This is a genomic window from Variovorax sp. RCC_210 (assembly GCF_041355175.1).
Lineage (GTDB): Bacteria > Pseudomonadota > Gammaproteobacteria > Burkholderiales > Burkholderiaceae_C > Variovorax.
The window spans coordinates 757,633-781,379 of the sequence record NZ_JBFUPJ010000002.1; the positions used below are offsets into that span (position 1 = coordinate 757,633).

Sequence of the window (23,747 nt, forward strand, 5' to 3'; positions counted from 1 at the left end):
ATGGCTCCGGGTTGCTGGCTTTCAGGTCGCTGGATCAGTTCAGGCGCACCACCTGCGCATCGCCCGGCGTGCGCGCGTGCAGCCGCGCCACCTCGGCCGCGCGCCGCGTGAGCACCGCGCGCTGGTTGATGTAGCCCTTGTCGGTGATCTCGCCCGCGTCGAGGTTCGGCGGCTCGGCCAGCACCAGCGCGCAGGCCGGGCACTGCGAAGAGCCCGCGCCTTCGTCGCGCAGCGCGCGCAGCACGCCGGCGATGCGCTCGCCCAGCGCCTCGGGCGACAGCGACGCCGCCTGCGGGCTGGCGAACACCAGCATGCCGATCTCGTCGCGGTCGTGGCCGGTGAGCACCACGTCCTGCACGTGCGGGGCCAGCAGCGACACCAGCTTCACGCGCAGCGTGCCCACCGACACCCAGGTGCCGGTCGAGAGCTTGAAGTCTTCCGCCACGCGGCCGTTGAAGATCACGCCGTGCGCGGGCTCGCGCGGGTTCGCCAAAAAGCCGGCGTCGCCGATGCGGTAGTAGCCCTCTTCGTCGAAGGCCTCGGCGGTTTCGCGCGTCGCGTCGCGGTAGCCCGGGAACACCGAGACGCCCTTCACCCGCATTTCCAGCTTCTCGCCGTTGGGCACGAACTTCAGTTCCAGCCCGGGCAGCGGCGCGCCGATGCAGCCGGCGCCGTCGAGCTTCCAGTGCGCGGAGGTGATGGCTGGCGATGTCTCGGTGGCGCCCCACGAGGTGGTGAGCCACAGCGGCCGCATGGGGCGCACGCGCCGCGCCACCGCCTCCAGCCGCTGCCACGTGGAGGGCGCCAGCGCCGCCGCCGCGTAGAACGCCAGCCGCAGCCGCGAGAACACCTCGGTGGCCAGCGCGTCGTCGGCCTCCAGGAAGGGCAGCAGCATGTCGAAGCCGCGCGGCACGTTGAACAGCAGCGTGGGCTTCAACTCGCGCAGGTTGCGCACCGTCTTCTCGATCAGGCCCGGCGCGGGCCGGCCCTCGTCGATGTAGAGCGCGCCGCCATGGCACAGCACCATGTGCAGGTTGTGGTTGGCGCCGAAGGTGTGGCTCCACGGGAGCCAGTCGACCAGCACCGGTTTTTCCTGCGACAGGAAGCGCCAGGTCTGCGCCATCATCTGCTGGTTGGCGCACAGCATGCGGTGCGTGTTGATGACCACCTTGGGCTTGCCGGTGGAGCCGGAGGTCAGCAGGTACTTGGCGTGCGTGTCGGGCAGCACCTGCGCAAAGGCCTGCATCACCGCCGGCGTTTCCTCGGCCGCGAGCAGCTGCCCGAAAGCCAATGCCCCCGGGTGCGCATCGGCGTTGCGGCTGAACACCGTGACGGCCTCCACGCCGCAGCCCGCGAGCGAGCCGCCGTAGACCTTGGCATCGGACGCGTAGACGAGCCCCGGCTTCAGCGCCTGCAGCATGCCGTGCAGCCGCGACGGGTCCTTGGCCATGCGCGAATAGGCGCTGGACAGCGAGCACGCGGTGCGCCCGATGTGCATGGCCGCGAGCATCAGCACGGCGTGGTCGATGGCGTTGTCCGAGAGGATGACGACCGGGCGCCCCGCCGGCAGCGCCATGTCGAGCAGCGCCTGCGCGACCGCGCCCACCGCCTCGCGCAGCGCGCGGTAGTCGAGCTTGCGCCAGCCTTCGCCGGTCTCGTCGCGCTCCGCGAAGGCCAGTGCGTCGGGTGTTTCCCGCGCCCAGCGCTCGATCCATTCGCCGATGCAGCGCGCGTAGGGCTTCAGCGTTTGCGTCGAGCGCAATGCGAAGGAGCCGTCGTCGAAGTCGATGCGCACCGTGCGGGGCGGGGCGATCAGGGTTTCGTCGTTGAGGAAGTCGGTCATTTCGGTGTTCCGGGTTTTGTTTTTGGCGCTGGTGCTCTTGGCGCCGTTCACCTGGGCACGCTGCTGGTGAACCGCGATCACCCGACGCCGCGATCGCGCCCTGAACACGGCGCCCGGTGCGCAACAACACGCATCTAGTCGAGCTTGCCGCTGTCTGCCTTCGCGCGAATCAGGTTTAACAGCAGGGTGTCGCGCGCGGATTCCAGGTCCGCGGTCCGGCGCTGGCCGAGTTCTTCCGACACGCCGTCCACCACCTTCTGCTTGAGTTCGGCCGTCATCGACGGCGCGCCCAGGTCCTTCCACCAGTCCTCGATCGGCCCGCCGAGGTGCGCGAGCACATGCTCGATGCCGCCCGCGCCGCCCGACAGGTGCAGGTTCATGAACGGGCCCATCACCGCCCAGCGCAGGCCGGGGCCGTGCGCGATGGCGGTGTCGATGTCGGCCACGCTCGCCACGCCTTCGTTCACCAGGTGGAAGGCCTCGCGCCACAGCGCCGCCTGCAGCCGGTTCGCGATGTGGCCCTTCACCTCGCGCTTCACGTGGATTGGCCGCTTGCCGATGGCCGCGTAGAACGCCATGGTGCGTTCGATGGCGTCGGCCGAGGTCTGCGCGCCGCCGATCACTTCCACCAGCGGAATGAGGTGCGGCGGATTGAACGGATGCCCCAGCACCACGCGCTGCGGGTGCGCGCAGCCCGACTGCACGCCGCTGATGGCCAGGCCCGACGAGCTCGACGCGAGGATCGTGTCGGGCGGCGCCGCCGCGTCCATGCGGCGGAACAGGTCGACCTTGAAGTCCATGCGCTCGGGGCCGTTTTCTTGCACGAAGTCGGCCACCGACACCGCGTCTTCCAGGCTGTCGTGAAAGCGCAGGCGGTCGACCGACGCGCCCTCGGCCAGGCCGAAGCGCTGCAGCGTCGGCCAGTGCTGCGCCACCGCCGCGCGCAGGCGTTCTTCGGCGCCGGGCGAAGGGTCGGTCGCATTCACGTCCAGGCCGTGCGCGAGGAAGTACGCGGCCCAGCTCGCGCCGATCACGCCGGTGCCGACCACCGCCACGCGCTTCACCGCGTTGCTTCCATTGCTGCTCGTGCCATTGATGCTCATGATTTCCACCGCGCGCAGCGGCTCTCCGCCTTCGTCGTCCATGCGGCCTCGCCGCGGATCGGCTCGACCACCTTGTAATAGTCCCACGGCTCCTTCGACTCGGCCGGGGTCTTCACCTGCATCAGGTGCATGTCGTGCACCATCAGTCCGTCGTCGCGCAGCCAGCCGCCCTTGACGAACATGTCATTGAACCTGGTCTTGCGCAGTTGCGCCATCACCTTGTCGGCGTCGTCGCTGCCCGCGGCCTTCACGGCCTGCAGGTACTGCAGCGCGGCCGAGTAGTCGCCGGCGTGGAAGGAGGAGGGCATGCGCTTGTGCTTGTCGAAGAAGCGCCGCGCCCACTCGCGCGCCTCGGGGCTCTGGTTCCAGTACCAGCTGTCGGTCAGGTACATGCCCTGCGCGCTCTTCAGGCCCAGCGCGTGCACGTCGTTGATGGTGATGATCATGCCGGCCAGCTTCATGTTCTTGCTGATGCCGAACTCCGCCGCCGACTTGATGGCGTTCACCGTGTCGCCACCCGCGTTGGCCAGCGCCAGCACCTGCGCCTTCGAGCTTTGCGCCTGCAGCATGAACGACGAGAAATCGCTCGCGCCGAGCGGGTGCTTCACCGAGCCGGCCACCGTGCCGCCGCTGGCCTGCACGGTCTTGGTGGCGTCGTTCTGCAGCGCGGCGCCGAAGGCGTAGTCGGCCGCCACGAAGTACCAGCTCTTGCCGCCGGCCTTGACTACCGCGCTGGCCGTGCCGCGCGCCATGGCCACCGTGTCGTAGGCGTAGTGCACGGTGTAGGGCGAGCAGTATTCGTTGGTGAGGCTCGATGCGCCCGAGCCCACCACGAAGTACGGCTTTTTCTTGTCCGCCGCCACGCCCGCCATGGCAATGGCCGCGCCCGAGTTCACGCCGCCGATCAGCATGTCGACCTTCTGCACGTCGAACCACTCGCGCGCCTTGGCCGCGGCGATGTCGGGCTTGTTCTGGTGGTCGGCCGTGACCAGCTCGATCTTCTTGCCGTCGATGGCGCCGCCCATGTCCGCGATGGCCATGCGGATGGCCTCGGCGCCGGCCGGGCCGTCGTAGTCGCGGTACAGGCCCGACATGTCGCTGATGAAGCCGATGCGGATGGTGTCGTCGGACACCTGGGCGAAGGCGCCCGGCGCGCTGGCCGTGAAAGCGGCGCCCAGCGCCAGGGCCAGTGCGGTGCGGGAAATGTTCATGTGGCTTGTCTCTGTTCGTTGTGTGCGTTGTGTGCGTTGTCTTCGTCGGCTTCTTTTTTTTGCGCCTTGCTCGCGCTCCTTCAGCCCAGCGCGAACTCGGGCCGCGGGCCGCCGGTGCGCGGCAGGCCCATGATCTGGCGCGCCTCGGCCGGCGTGGCCACTTCCATGTCCAGCTCGCGAATCACGCGCACGATGCGCTCGGTGAGCTGCACGTTGGTGGCCAGCTCGCCGTGGCGGAAGTACAGGTTGTCTTCCAGCCCCACGCGCGCGTGCCCGCCCAGCAGCAGCGCCGCCACGTTGGCCTCCAGCTGCGACATGCCGATGCCGCTCACGCCGAAGATGGCGCCCTTGGGCAGCGTGTCGACCATCATCTGCAGGTTGCGCGGCGAGTAGGGCATCGCGTTCTGGAAGTTGCGGTGCACGTTCATCACCAGGTTGATGAAGTAGGGCTCGTCGTCGTGGCCTTCCTCGATCAGCGTGGTCGTGTCCTGCAGGATGTGCGTGGGGCTGAACACCTCCCACTCGGGCTTGATGCCGCGCGCCTTCATGCCCGCGGCCAGCTCGCGCCCGCGGGTGACGGGCGTGTCCATCAGGATCTGCTTGCCCTCGAAGCTCAGGTTGAGCGTGGTGGCGTCCAGCGTGCACATCTCGGCGCCGGCGTCCATGCCCTTGATGCGCTCTTCCCAGGCGATTTCCCAGCGGTCGCCGGCCAGCGGCTTGACCATGTCGCCGTGCACGCCGCCGCCGGTGGAGTTGTTCAGCACGATGTCGCTGCCCAGCGCGCGAATGCGGCTGTTGATGTCGCGGTACACCTCGGCGTTGCAGGTGGCACCGTCGTCGGGGCGCCGCGCGTGGATGGCCACCACGCTGGCGCCGGCGTTCCAGCAGCGCAGCACGTCGGCGGCGATCTCGGCGGGCTGGGTGGGGAGGTGGGGGTTCTGCGACTTGTGCGCCATGCCGCCGGTAGGGGCGATGGTCACGATCACTTTGCGCTTCGACATGCTCGGGGACTCCTGGTGTCTTTCATGGGGGCGCGCCATTATTTTTGGGGGCGCGTTTGCACTCAGTCATCGCGACGACATTTGGGGGCAGGGTTTACGCTGCGGCAGAAGCTAAAGTCGCCCGTGCGCCGTTGCGCAACACAAGGAGCTTTCATGAAACTACTGCCCATCGTGCTGGCCGCCGCGGCTGCATTCGCCTCGACCTGGACCGTCGCGCAACCTGCCACCGGTGCAGGCGGCGCCACCTGCGAAGCCAAGCGCGAGGCCATCGGCCACGACATCGAGGAGGCCAAGGCCAAGGGCCAGAAGCAACGCGTGCGCGGGCTGGAAAAAGCGTTGGGCGAAGTGCGCCGCACCTGCAGCGACGCCAGGCTGGCGGCCGAGCACCAGCGCCGCCTCAAGGCGCAGGAGCGCAAGGTGGCGGAGCGCGAGCGCGACCTGCGCGAAGCCCAACGCAAGGGCCGCGCCGACAAGATCGCCGATCGCGAAGGCAAGCTGCGCGACGCGCAGGCCGAGCTGCAGCAGCTCAAGGGCGCGCGGTAAGCACCACGCCGCATCTATGCCCACGGCCAAGCCCGTCGCGCAGGCGGCGTCCCTCACCATCGCGCAGCTGCTGCAAGGCTCGGCCTGGTTTCCGCTGCTCGACGTGAGCGCGGGCGAGCGCGTGCTCGACGAGATGCGCGAGGTCGAGGTGGCCGCCGGCGCCGCGCTGTGCCGGCGCGGCGACACGCCCGCGCACTGGTACGGCACGCTCGAGGGCTTGCTCAAGTGGTCGATCACCTCGAGCGACGGGCGCTCGGTGACATTGGGCGGGCTGTCGGTGGGCAGCTGGTTCGGCGAGGGCACGTTGCTGCGCGCGCTGCCGCGCTCGGCCGACATCATCGCGCTGCGCCCCAGCCGCGTGGCGCAACTGCCGCTGGACACCTTCGAGTGGCTGCACCGCACGCAGCGCGGCTTCGATCACTTCCTGCTGCAGCAGATCAACGAGCGGCTGCACTGGTTCATGGGCAGCTATGCGGCGCACCGGCTGCTCGATGCCGACAGCCAAGTGGCGCGCGCGCTGGCGGGGTTGTTCCACCCATGGCTGCATCCGGGCAGCGAGCCGCACCTTCAGACGTCGCAGGAAGAAATAGCGAACCTGTCGGGCGTGTCGCGGCAAAGGTGCAATGCGGCGCTGAACCGGTTGAAGGAAGCGGGGTTCCTGCGCATCGAGTACGGGGGGATCACGGTGATCGACCTGGAAGGGCTGCGGCGGTTCATCAGCGAGTGAGGGTTTGGGAGTTACTCCCTCTCCCCTCGGGGAGAGGGCGGCGGCCTTCAACCAAGCGCCGCGCCTCATCTCAAGCACCTGCCCTCACCCTGACCCTCTCCCGCAAGCGGGAGAGGGGACAAGGCAAACGCGTCGCTCTTGCTTGCCGCAGAGGGGACAACGCGAGTCAGCGCGTATGGTGCGACGGCGCCCGCTCGTACACCGGCGTATCGATCCCTTCCATTCGCGCCTTCAACTGCAGCGCCAAAAACTGCGAGTAGTGCCGCGACTGGTGCAGGTTGCCGCCGTGGAACCACAGGTTCTCCACCTGCGTCGGCTTCCACATGTTGCGCAGCTCGCCCTCCCACGGCCCCGGGTCCTTCGGCGTGTTCGAGCCCAGGCCCCAGCACTTGCCGACCTTGTCGGCGATCTCCGGCGAGATCAGGTCGGCCAGCCAGCCGTTCATCGAGCCGTAGCCCGTCGCGTACACCAGCAGGTCGGCCGGCAACTCGGTGTCGTCGGTCAGCGTCACCGAGCGTTCGTTCACCCGCTCGATGTTCACGCCGCTCTTCAGGTGGATGCTGCCGTTGGCCACCAGCTCGGAGGCGCCCACGTCGATGTAGTAGCCCGAGCCGCGCCGCAGGTACTTCATGAACAGGCCCGAGCCGTCGACCCCGAAGTCCAGCAGGAAGCCCGCCTTCTCCAGCCGCGCATACAGGTCGGCGTCGCGCTTCTTCATCTCGTCGTACACCGGAATGTGGAAGGTGTGCATGATCTTGTAGGGCACCGACGCGAAGATCAGATCGCCCTTGTGGTGGTCGATGCCGTTCTTCACCGCCTGCTCGGAATACAGCCCGCCCAGCGCCAGCTCCATCAGCGACTGCGAAGGCGCGATGTGCGTGGACGAGCGCTGCACCATCGTCACGTCAGCGCCGTGTTCCCACAGCGCCGCGCAGATGTCGTGCGCCGAGTTGTTCGAGCCCAGCACCACGCACTTCTTGCCTGCGTAGGCCTCGGGCCCGGGGTGCTGGCTGGAGTGGTGCTGGTCGCCCTTGAAGTTTTCCGCGCCCGCCACCTTCGGCACGTTCGGGTAGCCCGAGACACCCATCGCGAACACCAGCTGCTTCGGCCGCAGCACCACCGTCTTGCCCTCGCGTTCCACGGTCACTTCCCAGCGCTGCGTGGCCTCGTCGAAGCGGGCGTTCTTCGCGTTGGTGGCGCTCCAGTAGTTGAGCTCCATGATCTTCGTGTACATCTCCAGCCAGTCGCCGATCTTGTCCTTGGGCGCGAACACCGGCCAGTCGTCGGGGAAGGGCATGTAGGGCAGGTGGTCGTACCAGACCGGGTCGTGCAGGCACAGCGACTTGTAGCGCTTGCGCCAGGAGTCGCCGGCCTTCGCGTTGCGCTCCACGATGATGGTCGGCACGCCCAGCCGCCGCAGCCGCGCGCCGAGCGCGATGCCGCCCTGGCCCCCGCCGATCACCACCACCTCGGGCTGCTCGGTGTAGCCCAGCGCGGCTTCCTCGTCGCGGCGCTTCTCCAGCCAATTCTTGCGGCCCTTGTGCACGCCGTGCTCCGCGCCCTTCACGCGGTTGTCGCCCGTCTTCTCCTCGAAGCCTTTCAGCTCGGTCATGGTGGTGAGCAGCGTCCAGGCCTTGCGCTTTCCGTCGTGGTCGCGCAGGCGCAGGTGGCCGCGCCCGCGGGCCACGCGCGTCTCGAAGGTGAACCACGCATCGACCACGCCGTCGGCCTCGGTGGCTTCGCCTTCCACCGCGAAGGCGGTGGGCTGCGTGTCGGCGAGCCGGGCCTGCAGCATCGCGCGGATGGCGTCGGGGCCCTCCTGCGTGCGGATGTTCCAGGTGAAGGCGACAAGGTCGCGCCAGTAGCTGTCGGGCTCGAACAGCGAGACGGCCGCGTCGATGTCGCTGCGCGCGAGCGCGGCGGAAAAGTCGGCGAGCCATTGGGCGGCGTCCCGGGTGGGGCCGCTCGCGCTGGGGGTCGGGTCTGTCATTGCTTGTCTCCAAACGTCGTTGATTCGCGTCGTTGATGAATGCGCGTCGAGGCGCGGCATGCATTGCGCAGCTTTCGTGCCGTGGGCGGCGCCACGAAGAATCAACGGGTTGGCGGCGGTTTTGTCGCATCTGTCGCACGCATCGCGCGACAGGCGTCGCGGCTGCTACAGGCGCTGCGGCGGCGCGATGCCGTGGCGTTTCATGTGCCGGTAGACCGTGGCGCGGCAGACCCCCAGCTCGTCCGCCGCGCGAGACACATGCCAGCGATGCCGCTTGAGCAGCTCGATCAACTGCGCCGCACTGCCCATGTCGTCCGCCTGCAGCGTATCGGCATGCCGCGTGTCGATGAGAGTTCTGCCGGCGGGCAGCTGCAGGTCGTCCACGCCGACCACGCCCTCCGTGCACAACGCCAGCGCCAGCCGCAGCACATTGCGCAGCTCCCGCAGATTCCCCGGCCAGTCGTGCGCCAGCAGCGCCTGCATCGCCTCGCCCGACAGCCGCGCCACCGTCGCCATCGCTGCGGCCTCTTCGTTGAACATGCCCTCGACCGGGTAGCGCCGGTCGCTGCGCGCCCGCAGCGGCGGCAGCTTCAGCACGGCGCCGCACAGCCGGTAGTACAGGTCTTCGCGAAAGCGCCCTTCGGCCACCAGCGCGCGCAGGTTGCGGTGCGTGGCCGCCACCACGGCAACATCCACCCGCTGCGGCGACTCCGCCCCCAGCGGCAGCACCTCGCCTTCGGAAAGCACGCGCAGCAGCCGCGTCTGCAGCGCCATCGGCATGTCGCCGATCTCGTCGAGAAACAGCGTGCCGCGGTCGGCCTGCGCGATCAGGCCCTTCATGCCTTTCGCGCGGCCGCCGGTGAAGCTGCCGGGCGTGTAGCCGAACAGCTCGCTCTCAATCAGCGAATCGGGAATGGCCGCGCAGTTCACCGCCACAAAGGGCAGGGCGGCGCGGCTGCTCGCGCCGTGCAGCGCGCGCGCCAGCACCTCCTTGCCGCTGCCGGTCTCGCCCTCGACCAGCACGTGGATGCCGCGGTCGACCAGCCGGCGCGCCTGGGCGAGCAGCTTCTGCATCGCGGGGTCGTCGCCGGCGATGCGCTCCAGCGGCGGCAGGCGGTCGGAAGGGCGAGGGTTCGATGCGGTGACGGGGGTGTGTGCAGGCGTGGATGTGGGTGAAGGCGCCGAGGCGCGCCGCACGCGCGGCGCCAGCAGCGACGCGTGGTACTCGCCGCCGCCGGGCAGCAGCACGGTGTGCGCGAAGGGCATGGCCGACGCGCCGCCGCTGCCGATGCGCCAGACGGCGTCCATGGGCATGTGCAGCAGTTCAGACACGGGGCCCTGCAGCGCGCTGCCCGCGAACACCTGGCGCGCGCCGCCGTTCGCGCCCGCCAGCGTGCCGCCCTCGTCGAAGGCCAGCATCACCTCGCCCGCCACGTCGACCAGCCCGTAGGCGCTGCCCAGCCGCAGGATCCAGTGGCCGCGAAAGTTGCGCAGGAAGTCGGCGTCCTCGATGAGCCGCGCGTACATGGCCACCAGGTGGCGCACCAGGTGCTGGCTCTCCTTGGCCTCGGGCGAGCGCAGCGCGGACACGTCGAGGATGGCCGTCAGCTTGCCGCTGTGGTCGAACAGCGGCGCGGTGGTGCAGGTGAGCGCGATGTGCGTGGCGTCGAAGTGCTCGGTCTGGTGGCAGGTCATGGGCTGGCGTTCGACCAGGCAGGTGCCCACGCCGCAGGTGCCGGCGTGCGCTTCGTTCCAGTCGGCGCCCAGGTACAGGCCGGCCTGGCGCAGCTGGTCGTCCCAGGCGGGGTTGCCGATATAGTCCACGGTGATGCCTTCGGCATCGGTGAGCAGCACCATGTAGCCCAGGTCGGCCACGCGGCGGTAGATGTCTTCCATGCCCGCGCGCGCGGCGCGCAGGAAATGCTCCAGCTGCTGCTGGTGCGCCCGCACCTCCTGCGCGGGCAGGATGCGCGCGGGGCTGGGCTTGGACGGGTCGAGCCCGTGGTCGCGCACGCAACGCGCCCACGACCGGTGGACCAGGCTCTGCGCCGGGTCGGTCAAAGCCGTGCTGGTGGCGATCGAGTAGACGTTATCGATGTGACGCGATTGCAGGGAAGTCATGCGCAACCTGGCGAGGGTGGTGGGGTGCGGCCATGCCAGGGGCCGCGCAGCCGTCCATCATTCGGCTGTCGTACTGTCGCAGGACAGAGGTGAAACCCGGTGGCAGCCTCGTCAGGGCTGTTCCTAGTCGGCCTAACGTTTCGCGGCCCGCTTTCCGTGAACGACGCCAGCGAAGATGACGCCGGGAAAAACTCTGTACTCATCCTCGTTCTTTCCCCAGCCCAGAAACGTCTGCATTTCGACTGGGGGTACATAGTGTGCAAGGAAGTCGGGTTTCAGGCGGGAGCCGATGTCTCGCAGCATCGACGTCATCTGGTTCACGGCTTCCGTGCGGACATCAGCGGGGGCTTTCTTCTTTGAGACCTTTCGGCTCACGCGTATCACCAGGAGTCCCACCGTCACTGGATGGGGGTAGATGCTTGGGGCTCCGCGAAAGTGCGACAACGCTTGGGATGACTGTTCCTTGACGCTGTCCCATCGGGCCGAGAGTCCGCGCTTGGCCGAGGTATCGCCTAGCGACGATATTGGAATCTGCTTGAGTTCCAGCCCGATGCAGCGCTTTCCATACGTGGCGAAGAAGTCGATGCGTCCGCTACGCTCCGGCCCTTCCTTGCCGCGCTTGTCTGTGACGCCGGGGCGAGAGATCGTGAATTCTGGCCGTGATACCGGACAGACTGCGGCCAGGGCATTGGCAAAGAGACCGGAGACCTGCCTCTCGTTGGCGAGGAGTGGAGGCCAGCAATAAGCTTCAGCTTCGTTGAGGTCGGGGGCCGAGTTGATGAGATGTTCGTTGAGAAAGTACCGATAGTTCCCTGATACCACTTCCACCAGCAACTGTTCCAGAAATGTCTGGATGCTCCCGTGTTCGGCATTGGTTGCTCGCTTGAGACGGACCTGATTGATGACTTTGAGCACGATGGCCTCTCTCTTGTTTGAAGGTCCTCAATCTAAGTCAAGGGTACTGCTGGAGCGCTCCTGGAACTCCCGCGTGCTGCGCCCCCGCGCCATCCTCGAACGTCAAACCCCCAGCAGCTCTTCCAGCGCCTGCGGCTGCGCCAGCAGGTCGGCCGACGCGCCGTGCCGCACGATCTGGCCCTTCTCCATCACCACCGCGAGGTCGGTGTGGGCCAGCACCTTGCGGTAGTCGCGGTCGACGATGAGCGTGGCGATGCCGGTCGCGCGAATCTCGCTGATCACGCGCCAGATTTCCGCCACGATCAGCGGGGCCAGGCCCTCGGTCGCTTCGTCGAGGATCAGCAGGCGCGGGTTGGTCATGAGCGCGCGGCCGATGGACAGCATCTGCTGCTCGCCGCCGGAGAGTTGCTGCCCGCCGTTGGACAGCCGCTCCGACAGGCGCGGAAAGGTCGCCATCACGCGGTCGAAGGTCCAGGCGCGCTGGCCGTCGATGCCGGCGCGCTCGCTCATCACGAGGTTCTCGCGCACCGACAGGTTCGGGAAGATGCCGCGGCCTTCGGGCACATAGCCGATGCCCAGGCGCGCCATCTTCTCCGGCGGCAGGCCGGTGACGGTGCGGCCGTCGACCTGCACCTCGCCGGAGGCCGGGCGCACGTAGCCCATCACGGTGCGGATCAGCGTGGTCTTGCCCATGCCGTTGCGCCCGAGCAGGCCCACCGAGGTGGCCGCCGGAATGGCGGCGTGCACGCCACGCAGGATGTGGCTGTTGCCGTAGTAGGTGTTGAGGTCGCGTACGAGCAGCATCAGTGTTTTTCCTCGCCCAGATAAGCGGTGCGCACTTCAGGGTTCTCGCGGATTTCCTGCGGGTTGCCCGTGGCGATGACGGTGCCGTTCACCATCACCGTGATGCGGTCGGCAATGCGGAACACGGCGTCCATGTCGTGCTCCACCAGCAGGATGGCGTGCGTGGCCTTCAGCCGCGCGAGCAGCGTGAGCATGCGGTCGGTTTCCTCGGCGCCCATGCCGGCCAGGGGTTCGTCCAGCAACAGCACGCGCGGGTGCGTGGCCAGGCACATCGCCACCTCGAGCTGGCGCTGCGCGCCGTGGCTCATGGTGCCGGCGATGCGTTGCGCTTCATGCGCGAGGCCGGCCGCTTCGAGCGCCGCGTCGGCCGACGCGTTGCTGGTGGCGCAGCGCTGCGACGCCTGCCAGATGGCCCACGGCTTCGCGGTGGCGGCCTGCGCGGCGAGGCGGCAGTTCTCGTGCACCGTGAACTCCGGGAAGATGGTCGTGCGCTGGTAGCTGCGGCCCACGCCGTCGCGCGCGCGCCGCGATTGCGCGCGGCCGGTGATGTCCACGCCGTCGAGCGCGATGCGGCCTTCGGAGGCCTCTATCTCGCCCGAGAGCATGTTGATGAGGGTGGACTTGCCCGCGCCATTGGTGCCGATGACGGCATGGACTTCGCCGATGTGCAGGTCGAGCGTGACGGCGTTGACGGCGGTGAGGCCGCCGAAGCGGCGGGTCAGTTTTTCGACGGAGAGCAGTGCGTTCATGGTCTTGCACCTTCCCCTTCCGGGGGAAGGTGGGGAAAATGGGGATAGGGGCTCGCGGCGCTGGTGGAGGCACTGTCTTTGCGAAGGCCGCATGCCCCCACCCCGGCCCTCCCCCAGCGGGGGAGGGAGAAAGAAGGGAGCGCGCTCATGCAGCCTCCTTCGGCGACAGCCGCTTCACCAACCCGATCAACCCCTTCGGCAGCAGCGCCACGAACACGATGATCGTCAGCCCCAGCGTCAGCTGCCAGTGGTCGGCCAGCGGGCCCATCACGGCGTGCGTCGAGAACACTTCCTTCAGCAGCGTGAACGCGATGGCGCCGATGACCGCGCCGCGCAGGTGCCCCAGCCCGCCCAGGATCACCATCAGCAGCACCTCGCCCGAGTTGTGCCACGCCATCAGCTCGGGGTTGACCACGCCGTCGCGCGACGCCAGCAGAAAGCCCGCCAGCCCGGCCAGCGCGCCGGCCAGCACGAAGGCGGCCAGCTTGTAGCCGTACACCGAGAACCCCGCCGCGCGCATGCGCTGCTCGTTCACGCGAATGCCCGCCAGCGCCGCGCCGAAGCGCGAACGCCGGATGAGCGCCAGCAGCCCGTAGGTGAACACCAGCGACGCCAGCACCACGTAGAACAGCACGGTGCGGTTCTCCAGGTCGAGCGCGCCGAGCGCAGGGCGCACGTACATGTAGATGCCGTCGCTGCCGCCGCCGACCTTGGTGTCGTGGAACACGAAGAAGGCCATCTGCGCGAAGGCCAGCGTCACCATGATGAAGTACACGCCCCGTGTGCGCAGGCTCAGCGCGCCCACGAACAGCGCGTACAGCGCCGCCGCGGCCATGGCCAGCGGCAACAGCAGCGCGAAGTTGCCGCCCTCGCTGCCCGAGGCCAGCACCGTCACGTAGGCACCGATGCCGTAGAACGCCGCGTGCCCCAGGCTCACGAGCCCGGTCATGCCCACCAGCAGCTCCAGGCTCAGCGCGAAGATCGACAGGATCATGATCTTCACGATGAAGTCCGACGCGTAGTTGCCCATCAGCGGACCGGCGATGCCGACAGCCACCGCGCAGGCCACGGGCAGCAGGAACGAAGCCTTCTTCATGACCGCCTCCCCATCAGCCCTTCGGGCTTCCAGATCAGCACGATGGCCATCAGCAGGTAGATGCCGATGCCGCTCAGGTCGGCGAAGAACACCTTGCCGAAGGTGTCGACGAAGCCCACCAGCAGCGAGGCCACCAGCGCCCCGGTGATGGAGCCGATGCCGCCGATCACCACCAGCACGAAGCAGATGATGAGCACGCTCGCGCCCATGTTGGGGTACACGGAAGACATGGGCGCGGCGATCATGCCGGCCAACGCCGCGAGCGCTACGCCGGCCGCGAACACGATGCGGTACAGCCGCTTCACGTCGATGCCCAGCCCGCGCACCATGTCGCGGTTGCTCGCGCCAGCGCGAATCATCATGCCCAGGCGCGTGCGGTTCACCACCCAGTACAGCGCCACGGCCAGCACGACGCAGGCGGCCGACGCGAACAGCCGGTACCACGGGTAGCTCATGACGTTGCCCAGCGCGAAGCTGCCGTCGAGCCACGCGGGCACCTTCACGCCGTGCACGTCGTTGCCCACGAGGATGGAGCGCAGCTCCTCGAACACCAGGATGAGCCCGTAGGTCATCAGCACCTGCTGCAGGTGGTCGCGCTGGTACAGGTAGCTGAAGAAGGCCCATTCGAGCAGGTAGCCGAAGATGGCCGCCAGCACCACGCCGGCCACCAGCATCAGCAGGAACTGGTCGCCGAACAGCGGCGCGAGCGCGAACGCCATGTACGCGCCGATCATGTAGAAGCTGCCGTGCGCGAGGTTGATGACGCCCATGATCCCGAAGATCAGCGTCAGCCCCGAGGCCACGAGAAAGAGCAGCAAGCCGTACTGAACGGAGTTCAGGCACTGCACGAGAAAGGTTCCGAAATCCACGTTGGAGGTTCTCTCTGAGCGGGATCGTTAAGGGGAGGGGTGCAGTTCGCCAGACACCGCGGAACCGGCATTGCCGGACCGCGGGTGTCGCCCCCGGCGAGGGGGGTGGCGCAGCGACACGAAGTGCGCGAGGCCCGGGGGCGTGCTTACATCCTGCAGCCGCGGGCCGGGTCGGCCAGGCCCTTGATGGCCGTGCTCACCAGCTTGTTTTCCTTGCCGTCCACCTTGCGCAGGTAGATGTCCTGCACCGGGTTGTGCGACTTGCTCACCGTGAAGGTGCCGCGCGGGCTGTCGATCTTCGCCTTCTCGACGGCGCTGGCGAACTCGGCCTTCTTCGAGATGTCGCCCTTGGTCGCGTTCAGGCCCACGCCCAGCATCTGCGCGGCGTCGTAGCCCTGCACCGCATACACGTCGGGCTGCAGCTTGAACGACTTGGCGTACGCGGTGCGAAACGCCGTGTCGCGCGGCGTGTTCAGGCCGTCGGCGTAGTGCAGCGTGGTGAGCATGCCCTGGGCCGACTCGCCCTGCGCGTCGAGCGTGCCGTCGGTGAGGAAGCCGGGGCCGTACAGCGGAATGGTCTTGTTCAGGCCGGCGGCCTGGTAGTCCTTGACGAACTTCACCGCGCCGCCGCCGGCGAAGAAGGCGTACACCGCATCGGGCTTGGCCGCGGCGATCTCGGTGAGCAGCGCCTGGAACTCCACGTTGGGGAAGGCCAGCGTGAGCTGCTTGTCGACCTTGCCGCCGTTCTTCTCGAAGCCTTCCTTGAAGCCGTTGACCGACTCGTCGCCGGCCGCGTACTTCCAGGTGATGGTCATGGCCTTCTTCTTGCCCTGCTGCTTGGCGGCGACTTCGCCCATGGCGTAGGCCGGCTGCCAGTTGCTGAACGAGCTGCGGAAGATGTTCGGAGCGCACATGGGGCCGGTGACGGCGTCGGCGCCGGCGTTGGGCACGATGAGCACGGTGCCGCTTTCCTTCGCGGCCTTGGCCATGGCCATGGCCACGCCCGAGTGCACGGTGCCCACGATCACGTCGACGTTGTCGCGCTTGATGAGCTTGTTGACGTTGTCGGTGGCCTTGGCGGGGTCGGACTCGTCGTCGACCTTGAAGTATTCGATCTCGCGGCCGGCGAGCTTGCCGCCTTGTTCATCGACGTAGAGCTTGAAGCCGTTCTCGATGGCCACGCCCAGCGCGGTGTAGGTGCCGCTGTACGGCAGCATCAGGCCGACCTTGAGCTTGCCGGTGCCCTGGGCGCCGGCGGCGGAGGCCAGCGCGGCGAAGGCGATGGCCGTGAGGGCGAGGCGCGCGGTGCGAACCGGGGTGAAAGTGGTGAAAGCGGTGAAGGGGATCACGGTGTCTGTCTCCTGTTTTTGGTGATGAAAGAAGCGGTCGCGACGATGACACGATCCGGCTGATCGCGATGCGGGGAATGCCCGCATTCAGGGATTTCGAGCAGCTCGGTGGTGGGCACGCGCGTGGCGATGTCGCGGATCTGCGCGAGCGTGCCGTACTCGTCGTCGATGCCCTGCACGGCGAGCACGGGGCAGCGGATGGCGTCGAGCTCGGCCTCGATGTTCCAGTCGCGAAACGGCGGGTGCAGCCAGATGCGGTTCCAGCCCCAGAAGGCGGAGTCGGGGTTGTCGTGGTAGCGGCCCAGCTTCTTCGGCAGGTCGGTGCCGAGGTAGGCGGTGCGCGCGACCTCGATGTTCGCGACGGTCTTGTCTTCCACGAAGATGTGCGGCGCGAGCACCACGAGGCCTGCCACTTTTTCGGGGAAGCGCGAGGCGTACAGCAGCGAGATGGAGCCGCCGTCGCTGTGGCCGAAGAGCCAGGGCTTCTGGTCACCGAGGCCCAGCGCGGTGAAGAGCGCGGGCAGCACCTCGTGCGCCTGGCGGTGCATGAAGTCGACGTCCCAGATCTCGTCGTCGGCACGCGGGGTGGAGCGGCCGTAGCCGGGGCGCGAGAACACGAGCCCGCGCGCGTGGGCGGCTTCGCACACCTGCGCGGGAAAGTCCTTCCACATGGCGACGGAGCCCAGGCCTTCGTGCAGGAAGACGATGAGGGGCGCGTCGGTTTTCTCAGGTGCGATCCACTGGCATTCGATGCGGACGGTGCGGCCGCGCCAGGTGATGGTGGCGAAGTCGGGGGTCATGGCGCCGCTCCCGGCTGTTGCTCCTTCGCCCAGAAGGGGAGGGAGGAAGACAAGGAAGACGCGCGGCTCATGCCTGCTTTTCCTTCTCGCGCAACCTGAACCTCTGGATCTTTCCCGTCGCCGTCTTCGGCAGCTCGCTCACGAACTCCAGATACCGCGGGTACTTGTACGGCGCGAGCCGTTCCTTCACGAAGGCCTTCAGCTCTTCCTCGGTGGCCGCGCTGCCGTCCTTCAACACCACGAAGGCCTTGGTCTTCGTCAGCCCTTCGGCGTCTTCCTTGCCGATCACCGCGGCCTCGAGCACCGAGGGGTGCTGCATCAGCGTGGCCTCGACTTCGAAGGGCGACACGTAGATGCCGCTGACCTTCAGCATGTCGTCGCTGCGCCCCGCGTAGGTGTAGTAGCCGTCGGCGTCGCGCGTGTACTTGTCGCCGCTCTTGGTCCAGCCGCCCTGGAAGGTGTCGCGCGACTTCTCGCGGTTGGTCCAGTACATCAGCGCGGAACTCGGGCCGCGGATGTAGAGGTCGCCCACCTCGCCGTCGGGCACGGGACGGCCGTCTTCGCCGCGCAGCTCGATGTCGTAGCCCTCCACCGGCTTGCCGGTCGTGCCGTAGCGCACGTCGCCGGGGCGGTTGGAGATGAACACGTGCAGCATCTCGGTGGAGCCGATGCCGTCGATGATCTCGCAGCCGTAGTGCGCCTTGAAGCGCTGCGCGATCTCGCCCGGCAAGGCCTCGCCGGCCGACGAGCACATGCGCAGCGACACGGCTTCACGTGCCGGCAGCCTGGGCGATGCGAGCATGCCCGCGAAGCCCGTGGGCGCGCCGAAGAACACGGTCGGCTTGTGCTCGGTCCAGCGGCGGAAGGTGGCGTCGGGCGTGGGCCGCTCGGCCATCAGCACCACGGTGGCGCCCACCGACAGCGGAAAGGTCAGCGCGTTGCCCAGGCCGTACGCGAAGTACATCTTGGCGGCCGAGAAGCACACGTCGTTCTCGGTCAGCCCGAGCACCGGCTTGCCGAAGAGCTCGGCCGTCCACCACAGGTTGGCGTGCGTGTGCACGGTGCCCTTGGGCTTGCCGGTGGAGCCGGAGGAATAGAGCCAGAAGCCGGGGTCGTCCGACGCGGTGGTCACCGGCGCGGCCAGCGGCTGGGCGGCGGCGATGGCGGCGTCGAACTCCAGCGCACCTTCGGGCAATGCGCCCACGGGCTGCGACACGAACAGCGCCTGCACTTCATGGCCGCCGCGCGCCATCGCTTCCTGCAGCGGCGGCAGCAGCGCGCCCGACACCAGCACCGCCTGCGCGCGGCTGTGGTCGAGCATGTAGGCGTAGTCGTCGGGCGTGAGCAGCGTGTTGACGGCCACGGGCACGATGCCCGCGTACAGGCAGCCGAGGAAGCTCACCGGCCAGTCGTTGCTGTCGAGCATCAGCAGCAGCACGCGCTCTTCGCGGCGAATGCCGGCGGCCTTCAATGCCGATGCCAGCCGGCGCGCGCGGTCCTCGAGCTGGCCGTAGCTCAGCGTGCCGCGGTCGTCGATGTAGGCGATGCGTTCGGCGCGGCCGCGGTTGAGGCCGAACAGGTGTTCGGCGAAATTGAAGCGGGGGGGCAGGCTCATCGTGTTGTCTCCTTGGGGCCCGTTTATTCTTCTAGAGGCCCAGCGCGGCGAGCACGCCGGGGCTGGCTTGCACGGCCGTGCGGCGGTGGTAGAAGTCGAGCGCGCGCAGGCCGCCCAGCTCGGCGCCGCCACCCGCGCGGCCGGGGCCGCCGTGCAGCGACATCGGCATCACGTTGCCGTGGCCGGTCTGCGCCTGCGCCACCTCGGGCGTGATGACGTGCACGCGGCCGTGGCTGGGCGCCACCGCCAGCGCGGCCTGCGCCAGCGCGGCGTCGTCGCTGCCGTACAGCGAGGTCACCAGCGAGCCCTGGCCGCGGTGCGCCAACGCGATGCCGTGCGCCAGGTCGCGGTATGGCAGCAGCGTGGCCACGGGGCCGAACACCTCGACGTCGTGCACGCGCTGCGCCGCGTCGGCATCGCGCGCGCCGAGCAGCACGGGGCCGATGCAGGCGGCCACCTCGGGGTCGGCGTCGACCAGGGGCTTGTCGCGGCCGTCGTGCAGCACGGTGGTCTGCGCGGCCAGCGCGTCGAGCCCTTCGCGCACCGCGTTCAGCTGCGCGCGGCTCACCAGCGAGCCCATGCGCACGCCTTCGTTGCGTGGGTTGCCGACGCTGATGCCCGCGAGCTTGGCGCCGATGGCTTCGGCCGCCGCGTCGTACACCTCGGCCGGCACCAGGATGCGGCGGATGGCGGTGCACTTCTGGCCCGACTTGACGGTCATCTCGCGCACCACTTCGCGCACGAGCAGGTTGAACGCGTCGCTGCCGGGCGCGGCGCCGGGCAGCAGCAGGGCGCTGTTGAGGCTGTCGGCCTCGATGTTCACGCGCACCGAGCGCTCGGCCACCGCGGGGTGCGAGCGGATGATGGCCGCCGTTTCGGCCGAGCCGGTGAACGAGGCCACGTCGAAGGGCTGAAGCGCATCCATCAGGCCGGCGGAGCTGCCGCACACGACGGAGAGCGCGCCGGCGGGCAGCACGCCCGCGTCGACCACATCCTTCACCATGCGTTGCGTGAGCCAGGCGGTGGCGGTGGCGGGCTTGACGACCACGGCCACGCCCGACAGCAGCGCCGGCGCGGCCTTTTCCCACAGGCCCCACGACGGGAAGTTGAAGGCGTTGATGAACAGCGCCACGCCCCGCGTGGGCAGCTGCAGGTGCTGCGACTGGAACACCGGCTCCTTGCCGAGCTTGACCGCGTCGCCGTCGCGCAGCGCATGCACGTCGCCCAGCGTGTCGCCCCACTTGGCGTACTGGCCCACGGTGAAGATGGCGCCGTCGATGTCCACGGCCGAGTCGTTCTTCACGGTGCCGGCGTTGGCGGTGGCGATCTCGTAGTACGCGTCGCGGTTGGCCTGCAGCACCTTCACGATGGCGCCCAGCAGCCCGGCGCGCTGGCGGTAGCTGAGGGCGCGCAGCGCTTGGCCGCCTTGCTCGCGGGCGAAGGCGAAGGCCGCCGGCAGGTCGAGCCCGGTGGCGTCGACCCGCGCGAGCTCGGTGCCCAGCACCGGGTCGAACAGGGGCGTGCCGGCGCCCGATCCGTTTTGCCAGCGGCCGGCGACGTAGTTGGAAAGGAGTTCGGTCATGGGGTGAACTTGATCTGCCCTTCGGGCAGTAGATAGAGAACGAGTGCGCGGCCCTGGGCCACGGTCGGGCGGTGTGCGGTGCCCGGCCCGTAGACGCACCAGCCCGCGGGCCGCCCGTCGAACGTGGCGGGGTGGTCGTCCAGCGGCATGATCAGGTCGATCTCGCCGTTGGGGTGGGTGTGGTGCGGGCCGGCGATGTCCTGCATGTCGACCACGTCGACCGAGAAGCGGTGCAGCGCGTCTTCGGCCTTGAAGACGCGGCCGTACTTGATGCCGCCGCCTTCGCGCTCGCACAGCCAGCCTTCGGCGACGCCGCCGATGCAGGCCTGGCGCAGCGCCTCGAAGCGGGCGCTGCCGGCGCCGTGGGTGGCGTTGAGCCACTGGTCGAGCGTGCCGTCGAGCGGCTTGCCGGCGATTTCTGCGGTCAGGCCGGCAATCAACTGGTGGAATGCTGCCTTGCCAGGGGTGGCTGGGTTGCTGTCGGACATCGGGGGGCCTCGAACGTTGGAAACGACCTTGCGCGATTGCTGCGTGTGCAGTATCTTGCTTGTGGCCGAACAATAAGCATCGAGACAATGAGTGTCAAGCAATATAGTGCATATATGGTGTTTACCCTGAGCGCGCACAATCCCGCCGAAGAACGAGGAATTGCATGAACGAGCATGTAGACGCGGTGCTGGCCACCGCGCCGGAAGGCGCCAACGGCGGCGCCGCCACCCAGGCCGGGGAGGCCAAGAACCCCTTGCTGGCGGCGCTGGGCGATCGCGTGCGCAACCTGCGCGCGCAGCGCGGCCTCACGCGCAAGGCGGTGGCCCTGTCGGCCGACGTGTCGGAGCGCCACCTGGCCAACCTCGAATACGGCATCGGCAACGCGTCGATCCTGGTGCTGCAGCAGGTGGCGGGCGCGCTGCACTGCTCGCTGGCCGAACTGGTGGGCGACGTGACGACCAGCTCGCCCGAGTGGCTGCTGATTCGCGAACTGCTCGAAAACCGCAGCGAAGCCGACCTGCGCCGGGTGCGCGTGGCGCTGGGCGAACTGCTGGGCACGGCCTCGGTCGACCCGGCGCGCCACCGCCGCATCGCGCTGGTGGGGCTGCGCGGCGCGGGCAAGTCGACGCTGGGGCAGATGCTGGCCGAAGACCTGGAAATTCCGTTCATCGAGTTGAGCCGCGAGATCGAGAAGCTCGCGGGCTGCAGCGTGCGCGAGATTCACGACCTGTACGGCACCAACGCCTACCGCCGCTACGAGCGCCGCGCGCTGGAAGAAGCGGTGCAGATCTACAGCGAGGTGGTCATTGCCACGCCCGGCGGCATCGTCTCCGACCCGGCCACCTTCAACGAGCTGCTGTCGCACTGCACCACCGTGTGGCTGCAGGCCGCCCCCGAGGAACACATGGGCCGCGTGGCCGCGCAGGGCGACACCCGCCCGATGGCCGCGAGCAAGGAAGCGATGGAAGACCTGCGCCGCATCCTGAACGGCCGCGCCGCCTTCTATTCGAAGGCCGACCTGTCGGTGGACACCAGCGGCAAGAGCCTGTCGCAGAGCTTCCAGGCCTTGCGCGCCGTGGCCCGCCAGTCCATCGGCCTGGTCTAGCCCGCCGCGAATCTGAAAAAAAGAACAACAGGCATTGACTTGCCTGTGTGCATGCAGCATGATGCATGTCATCGGAGCAAGAAAGTGCACTATCTTTCCTGTTCACGGTTTCCGAACACAGCCCCACAGGAGACTTCTGCATGACCGACACCACCACGCTCCAGGCGCCCGCGCGCGTCGACTACCGCACCGAACCCGGCAAGTACCGCCACTGGTCGCTGAGCTTCGACGGCGCCATCGCGCGCCTCGTGCTCGACATTGCGGAAGACGGCGGCATCCGCCCCGGCTACAAGCTCAAGCTCAACAGCTACGACCTGGGCGTGGACATCGAGCTGAACGACGCGCTGAACCGCGTGCGCTTCGAGCACCCCGAAGTGCGCAGCGTGATCGTCACCAGCGGCAAGGACCGCATCTTCTGCTCGGGCGCCAACATCTTCATGCTGGGCGTTTCCAGCCACGCCTGGAAGGTGAACTTCTGCAAGTTCACCAACGAAACGCGCAACGGCATCGAAGACACCTCGAAGCACTCGGGCCTGAAGTTCCTCGCGGCCGTGAACGGCGCCTGCGCCGGCGGCGGTTACGAGCTGGCCCTGGCCTGCGACGAGATCCTGCTGGTGGACGACCGCTCCTCGGCCGTGTCGCTGCCCGAAGTGCCGCTGCTCGGCGTGCTGCCCGGCACCGGCGGCCTGACGCGCGTGACCGACAAGCGCCGCGTGCGCCATGACCTGGCCGACATCTTCTGCACCAGCGTGGAAGGCGTGCGCGGCCAGCGCGCGGTCGACTGGCGCCTGGTCGACGCCGTGGCCAAGCCCGCGCAGTTCCCGGCCGCGGTGCAGGAGCGTGCCTCGCAGCTCGCCGCCGGCAGCGACCGCCCCGCCGACGGCAAGGGCGTGGCGCTGACCCGCATCGAGCGCACCGACAGCGCCGACGGCATCGCCTACTCGAACGTGAACGTGCAGATCGACCGCAGCAAGCGCACGGCCACCATCACCATCAAGGCGCCCACCGGCGCGCAGCCGGCCGACATCGCCGCCATCGAAGCGGCAGGCGCCGCCTGGTGGCCGCTGGCGATGTGCCGCGAGCTCGACGACGCCATCCTCAACCTGCGCACCAACGAGCTCGACACCGGCACCTGGCTGCTGAAGACCGAGGGCGACGCCGCCGCCGTGCTCGCATCGGACGCCGTGATGTTCGCAAACAAAGACCACTGGCTGGTGCGCGAGACCATCGGCGCGCTGCGCCGCACGCTGGCGCGCCTCGACGTGTCGTCGCGCAGCCTGTTCGCGCTGGTGGAGGCCGGCTCCTGCTTCGCCGGCACGCTGGCCGAGCTGGCCTTCGCCGCCGACCGCACCTACATGCTCGCGCTGCCCGACGACGCCGACCGCGCACCCAAGCTCACGCTGGGCGAGGCCAACTTCGGCTACTTCCCGATGGTGAACGACCAGAGCCGCCTGCAACGCCGTTTCTACGAAGAAGCCGCGCCGCTGGAAGCCGCGCGCGCCGCCGTCGGCAAGGCGCTGGACGCCGACGAGGCCGTGAAGCTGGGCCTGGTGACGGCCGCGCCCGACGACATCGACTGGAGCGACGAGATCCGCATTGCCATCGAGGAGCGTGCGGCCATGTCGCCCGACGCGCTCACCGGCCTGGAAGCCAACCTGCGCTTCGCGAGCAAGGAAAACATGAACACCCGCATCTTCGGGCGGCTCACCGCCTGGCAGAACTGGATCTTCAACCGCCCCAACGCCGTGGGCGACAAGGGCGCGCTGAAGGTCTACGGCACCGGCGAGAAGGCCGGCTTCGACCTGAACCGCGTTTGAGCACCCGACCGTCCGAAC

The 23,747-nt window shown here is 68.5% G+C and carries 20 protein-coding genes; 4 read left to right on the forward strand and 16 right to left on the reverse strand.

The features are described 5' to 3' along the window. Window positions 1-34: 34 nt before the first annotated feature. The 4 genes from AB6807_RS11605 to AB6807_RS11620 form a co-directional block, all read right to left on the reverse strand. A complete protein-coding gene (locus tag AB6807_RS11605; RefSeq protein WP_371084630.1) occupies window positions 35-1,843 on the reverse strand; it encodes a feruloyl-CoA synthase in 1,809 nt (602 codons plus the stop codon). Window positions 1,844-1,977: 134 nt separating this feature from the next. Next, window positions 1,978-2,946 carry a 3-hydroxyacyl-CoA dehydrogenase NAD-binding domain-containing protein gene (locus AB6807_RS11610; RefSeq protein ID WP_371084731.1) on the reverse strand — a complete coding sequence of 323 codons (969 nt, stop codon included), beginning with the start codon at window positions 2,944-2,946 and terminating at the stop codon, window positions 1,978-1,980. Next, window positions 2,943-4,157, reverse strand: coding sequence for an ABC transporter substrate-binding protein (locus AB6807_RS11615; RefSeq protein ID WP_371084631.1), 1,215 nt, complete (start codon window positions 4,155-4,157; stop codon window positions 2,943-2,945). Before AB6807_RS11615 ends, AB6807_RS11610 begins: the two co-directional genes overlap by 4 nt. An 80-nt stretch (window positions 4,158-4,237) precedes the next feature. Beyond that, on the reverse strand, window positions 4,238-5,158 hold the full coding sequence (locus AB6807_RS11620; protein ID WP_371084632.1) for a 3-keto-5-aminohexanoate cleavage protein: 921 nt from the start codon (window positions 5,156-5,158) through the stop codon (window positions 4,238-4,240). Window positions 5,159-5,311: 153 nt separating this feature from the next. On the opposite strand from AB6807_RS11620, the gene AB6807_RS11625 reads away from it, so the two are divergent. Further along, window positions 5,312-5,701, forward strand: a complete 390-nt coding sequence (locus tag AB6807_RS11625; protein WP_371084633.1) for a DUF1090 domain-containing protein — start codon at window positions 5,312-5,314, stop codon at window positions 5,699-5,701. Window positions 5,702-5,717: 16 nt separating this feature from the next. Continuing rightward, window positions 5,718-6,428 (forward strand): Crp/Fnr family transcriptional regulator, encoded by a 711-nt coding sequence (locus tag AB6807_RS11630; RefSeq protein WP_116911796.1) that lies wholly within the window; start codon window positions 5,718-5,720, stop codon window positions 6,426-6,428. 166 nt (window positions 6,429-6,594) lie between these two features. Here the strand turns inward: AB6807_RS11630 and AB6807_RS11635 are convergent, their stop codons facing one another. From AB6807_RS11635 to AB6807_RS11690, 12 genes are all read right to left on the reverse strand, one after another. After that, complete coding sequence (locus AB6807_RS11635; protein ID WP_371084634.1) at window positions 6,595-8,418, reverse strand: NAD(P)-binding domain-containing protein; 1,824 nt, start codon at window positions 8,416-8,418, stop codon at window positions 6,595-6,597. 165 nt (window positions 8,419-8,583) lie between these two features. Continuing rightward, entirely contained in the window at window positions 8,584-10,539 is a 1,956-nt protein-coding gene (locus tag AB6807_RS11640) for a sigma-54-dependent Fis family transcriptional regulator (RefSeq protein ID WP_371084635.1), read from the reverse strand. A gap of 132 nt (window positions 10,540-10,671) precedes the next feature. Next, complete coding sequence (locus AB6807_RS11645; RefSeq protein WP_371084636.1) at window positions 10,672-11,454, reverse strand: hypothetical protein; 783 nt, start codon at window positions 11,452-11,454, stop codon at window positions 10,672-10,674. A gap of 102 nt (window positions 11,455-11,556) precedes the next feature. Next, on the reverse strand, window positions 11,557-12,258 hold the full coding sequence (locus AB6807_RS11650) for an ABC transporter ATP-binding protein (protein WP_116911803.1): 702 nt from the start codon (window positions 12,256-12,258) through the stop codon (window positions 11,557-11,559). After that, window positions 12,258-13,007, reverse strand: a complete 750-nt coding sequence (locus AB6807_RS11655; RefSeq protein WP_371084637.1) for an ABC transporter ATP-binding protein — start codon at window positions 13,005-13,007, stop codon at window positions 12,258-12,260. Before AB6807_RS11655 ends, AB6807_RS11650 begins: the two co-directional genes overlap by 1 nt. Before the next feature lie 145 nt (window positions 13,008-13,152). After that, window positions 13,153-14,103: a branched-chain amino acid ABC transporter permease gene (locus AB6807_RS11660; protein ID WP_116911805.1), complete on the reverse strand. Its 951-nt coding sequence runs from the start codon at window positions 14,101-14,103 to the stop codon at window positions 13,153-13,155. Continuing rightward, complete coding sequence (locus AB6807_RS11665) at window positions 14,100-14,972, reverse strand: branched-chain amino acid ABC transporter permease (RefSeq protein ID WP_371084638.1); 873 nt, start codon at window positions 14,970-14,972, stop codon at window positions 14,100-14,102. Before AB6807_RS11665 ends, AB6807_RS11660 begins: the two co-directional genes overlap by 4 nt. A gap of 146 nt (window positions 14,973-15,118) precedes the next feature. Then, entirely contained in the window at window positions 15,119-16,318 is a 1,200-nt protein-coding gene (locus AB6807_RS11670) for an ABC transporter substrate-binding protein (protein WP_116911907.1), read from the reverse strand. Continuing rightward, window positions 16,318-17,121 carry an alpha/beta fold hydrolase gene (locus AB6807_RS11675; RefSeq protein ID WP_371084639.1) on the reverse strand — a complete coding sequence of 268 codons (804 nt, stop codon included), beginning with the start codon at window positions 17,119-17,121 and terminating at the stop codon, window positions 16,318-16,320. Before AB6807_RS11675 ends, AB6807_RS11670 begins: the two co-directional genes overlap by 1 nt. 67 nt (window positions 17,122-17,188) lie before the next feature. Further along, the gene (locus tag AB6807_RS11680) at window positions 17,189-18,736 is read right to left on the reverse strand and encodes a benzoate-CoA ligase family protein (protein ID WP_371084640.1); all 1,548 of its coding nucleotides are present in this window, start codon (window positions 18,734-18,736) and stop codon (window positions 17,189-17,191) included. Between the two features lie 31 nt (window positions 18,737-18,767). Beyond that, window positions 18,768-20,318 (reverse strand): 3,4-dehydroadipyl-CoA semialdehyde dehydrogenase, encoded by a 1,551-nt coding sequence (locus AB6807_RS11685; protein ID WP_371084641.1) that lies wholly within the window; start codon window positions 20,316-20,318, stop codon window positions 18,768-18,770. Then, the gene (locus tag AB6807_RS11690; protein ID WP_371084642.1) at window positions 20,315-20,806 is read right to left on the reverse strand and encodes a DUF4863 family protein; all 492 of its coding nucleotides are present in this window, start codon (window positions 20,804-20,806) and stop codon (window positions 20,315-20,317) included. Before AB6807_RS11690 ends, AB6807_RS11685 begins: the two co-directional genes overlap by 4 nt. Before the next feature lie 164 nt (window positions 20,807-20,970). Between AB6807_RS11690 and AB6807_RS11695 the strand changes: the two genes are divergently transcribed. Both AB6807_RS11695 and boxC read left to right on the forward strand, forming a co-directional pair. Then, window positions 20,971-21,912: a helix-turn-helix transcriptional regulator gene (locus tag AB6807_RS11695; RefSeq protein ID WP_371084643.1), complete on the forward strand. Its 942-nt coding sequence runs from the start codon at window positions 20,971-20,973 to the stop codon at window positions 21,910-21,912. Between the two features lie 140 nt (window positions 21,913-22,052). After that, window positions 22,053-23,729 (forward strand): 2,3-epoxybenzoyl-CoA dihydrolase, encoded by a 1,677-nt coding sequence (gene boxC / locus AB6807_RS11700; RefSeq protein WP_371084644.1) that lies wholly within the window; start codon window positions 22,053-22,055, stop codon window positions 23,727-23,729. Window positions 23,730-23,747: the final 18 nt, after the last annotated feature.

What these genes read in the sequence shown, in the direction of transcription:
- AB6807_RS11605 (WP_371084630.1), bottom strand. Translation starts at nt 1,843, where the DNA reads ATGACCGACTTCCTCAACGACGAAACCCTGATCGCCCCGCCCCGCACG.
- AB6807_RS11610 (WP_371084731.1), bottom strand. Translation starts at nt 2,946, where the DNA reads ATGAGCATCAATGGCACGAGCAGCAATGGAAGCAACGCGGTGAAGCGC.
- AB6807_RS11615 (WP_371084631.1), bottom strand. Translation starts at nt 4,157, where the DNA reads ATGAACATTTCCCGCACCGCACTGGCCCTGGCGCTGGGCGCCGCTTTC.
- AB6807_RS11620 (WP_371084632.1), bottom strand. Translation starts at nt 5,158, where the DNA reads ATGTCGAAGCGCAAAGTGATCGTGACCATCGCCCCTACCGGCGGCATG.
- AB6807_RS11625 (WP_371084633.1), top strand. Translation starts at nt 5,312, where the DNA reads ATGAAACTACTGCCCATCGTGCTGGCCGCCGCGGCTGCATTCGCCTCG.
- AB6807_RS11630 (WP_116911796.1), top strand. Translation starts at nt 5,718, where the DNA reads ATGCCCACGGCCAAGCCCGTCGCGCAGGCGGCGTCCCTCACCATCGCG.
- AB6807_RS11635 (WP_371084634.1), bottom strand. Translation starts at nt 8,418, where the DNA reads ATGACAGACCCGACCCCCAGCGCGAGCGGCCCCACCCGGGACGCCGCC.
- AB6807_RS11640 (WP_371084635.1), bottom strand. Translation starts at nt 10,539, where the DNA reads ATGACTTCCCTGCAATCGCGTCACATCGATAACGTCTACTCGATCGCC.
- AB6807_RS11650 (WP_116911803.1), bottom strand. Translation starts at nt 12,258, where the DNA reads ATGCTGCTCGTACGCGACCTCAACACCTACTACGGCAACAGCCACATC.
- AB6807_RS11655 (WP_371084637.1), bottom strand. Translation starts at nt 13,007, where the DNA reads ATGAACGCACTGCTCTCCGTCGAAAAACTGACCCGCCGCTTCGGCGGC.
- AB6807_RS11660 (WP_116911805.1), bottom strand. Translation starts at nt 14,103, where the DNA reads ATGAAGAAGGCTTCGTTCCTGCTGCCCGTGGCCTGCGCGGTGGCTGTC.
- AB6807_RS11675 (WP_371084639.1), bottom strand. Translation starts at nt 17,121, where the DNA reads ATGACCCCCGACTTCGCCACCATCACCTGGCGCGGCCGCACCGTCCGC.
- AB6807_RS11680 (WP_371084640.1), bottom strand. Translation starts at nt 18,736, where the DNA reads ATGAGCCTGCCCCCCCGCTTCAATTTCGCCGAACACCTGTTCGGCCTC.
- AB6807_RS11685 (WP_371084641.1), bottom strand. Translation starts at nt 20,318, where the DNA reads ATGACCGAACTCCTTTCCAACTACGTCGCCGGCCGCTGGCAAAACGGA.
- AB6807_RS11690 (WP_371084642.1), bottom strand. Translation starts at nt 20,806, where the DNA reads ATGTCCGACAGCAACCCAGCCACCCCTGGCAAGGCAGCATTCCACCAG.
- AB6807_RS11695 (WP_371084643.1), top strand. Translation starts at nt 20,971, where the DNA reads ATGAACGAGCATGTAGACGCGGTGCTGGCCACCGCGCCGGAAGGCGCC.
- boxC (WP_371084644.1), top strand. Translation starts at nt 22,053, where the DNA reads ATGACCGACACCACCACGCTCCAGGCGCCCGCGCGCGTCGACTACCGC.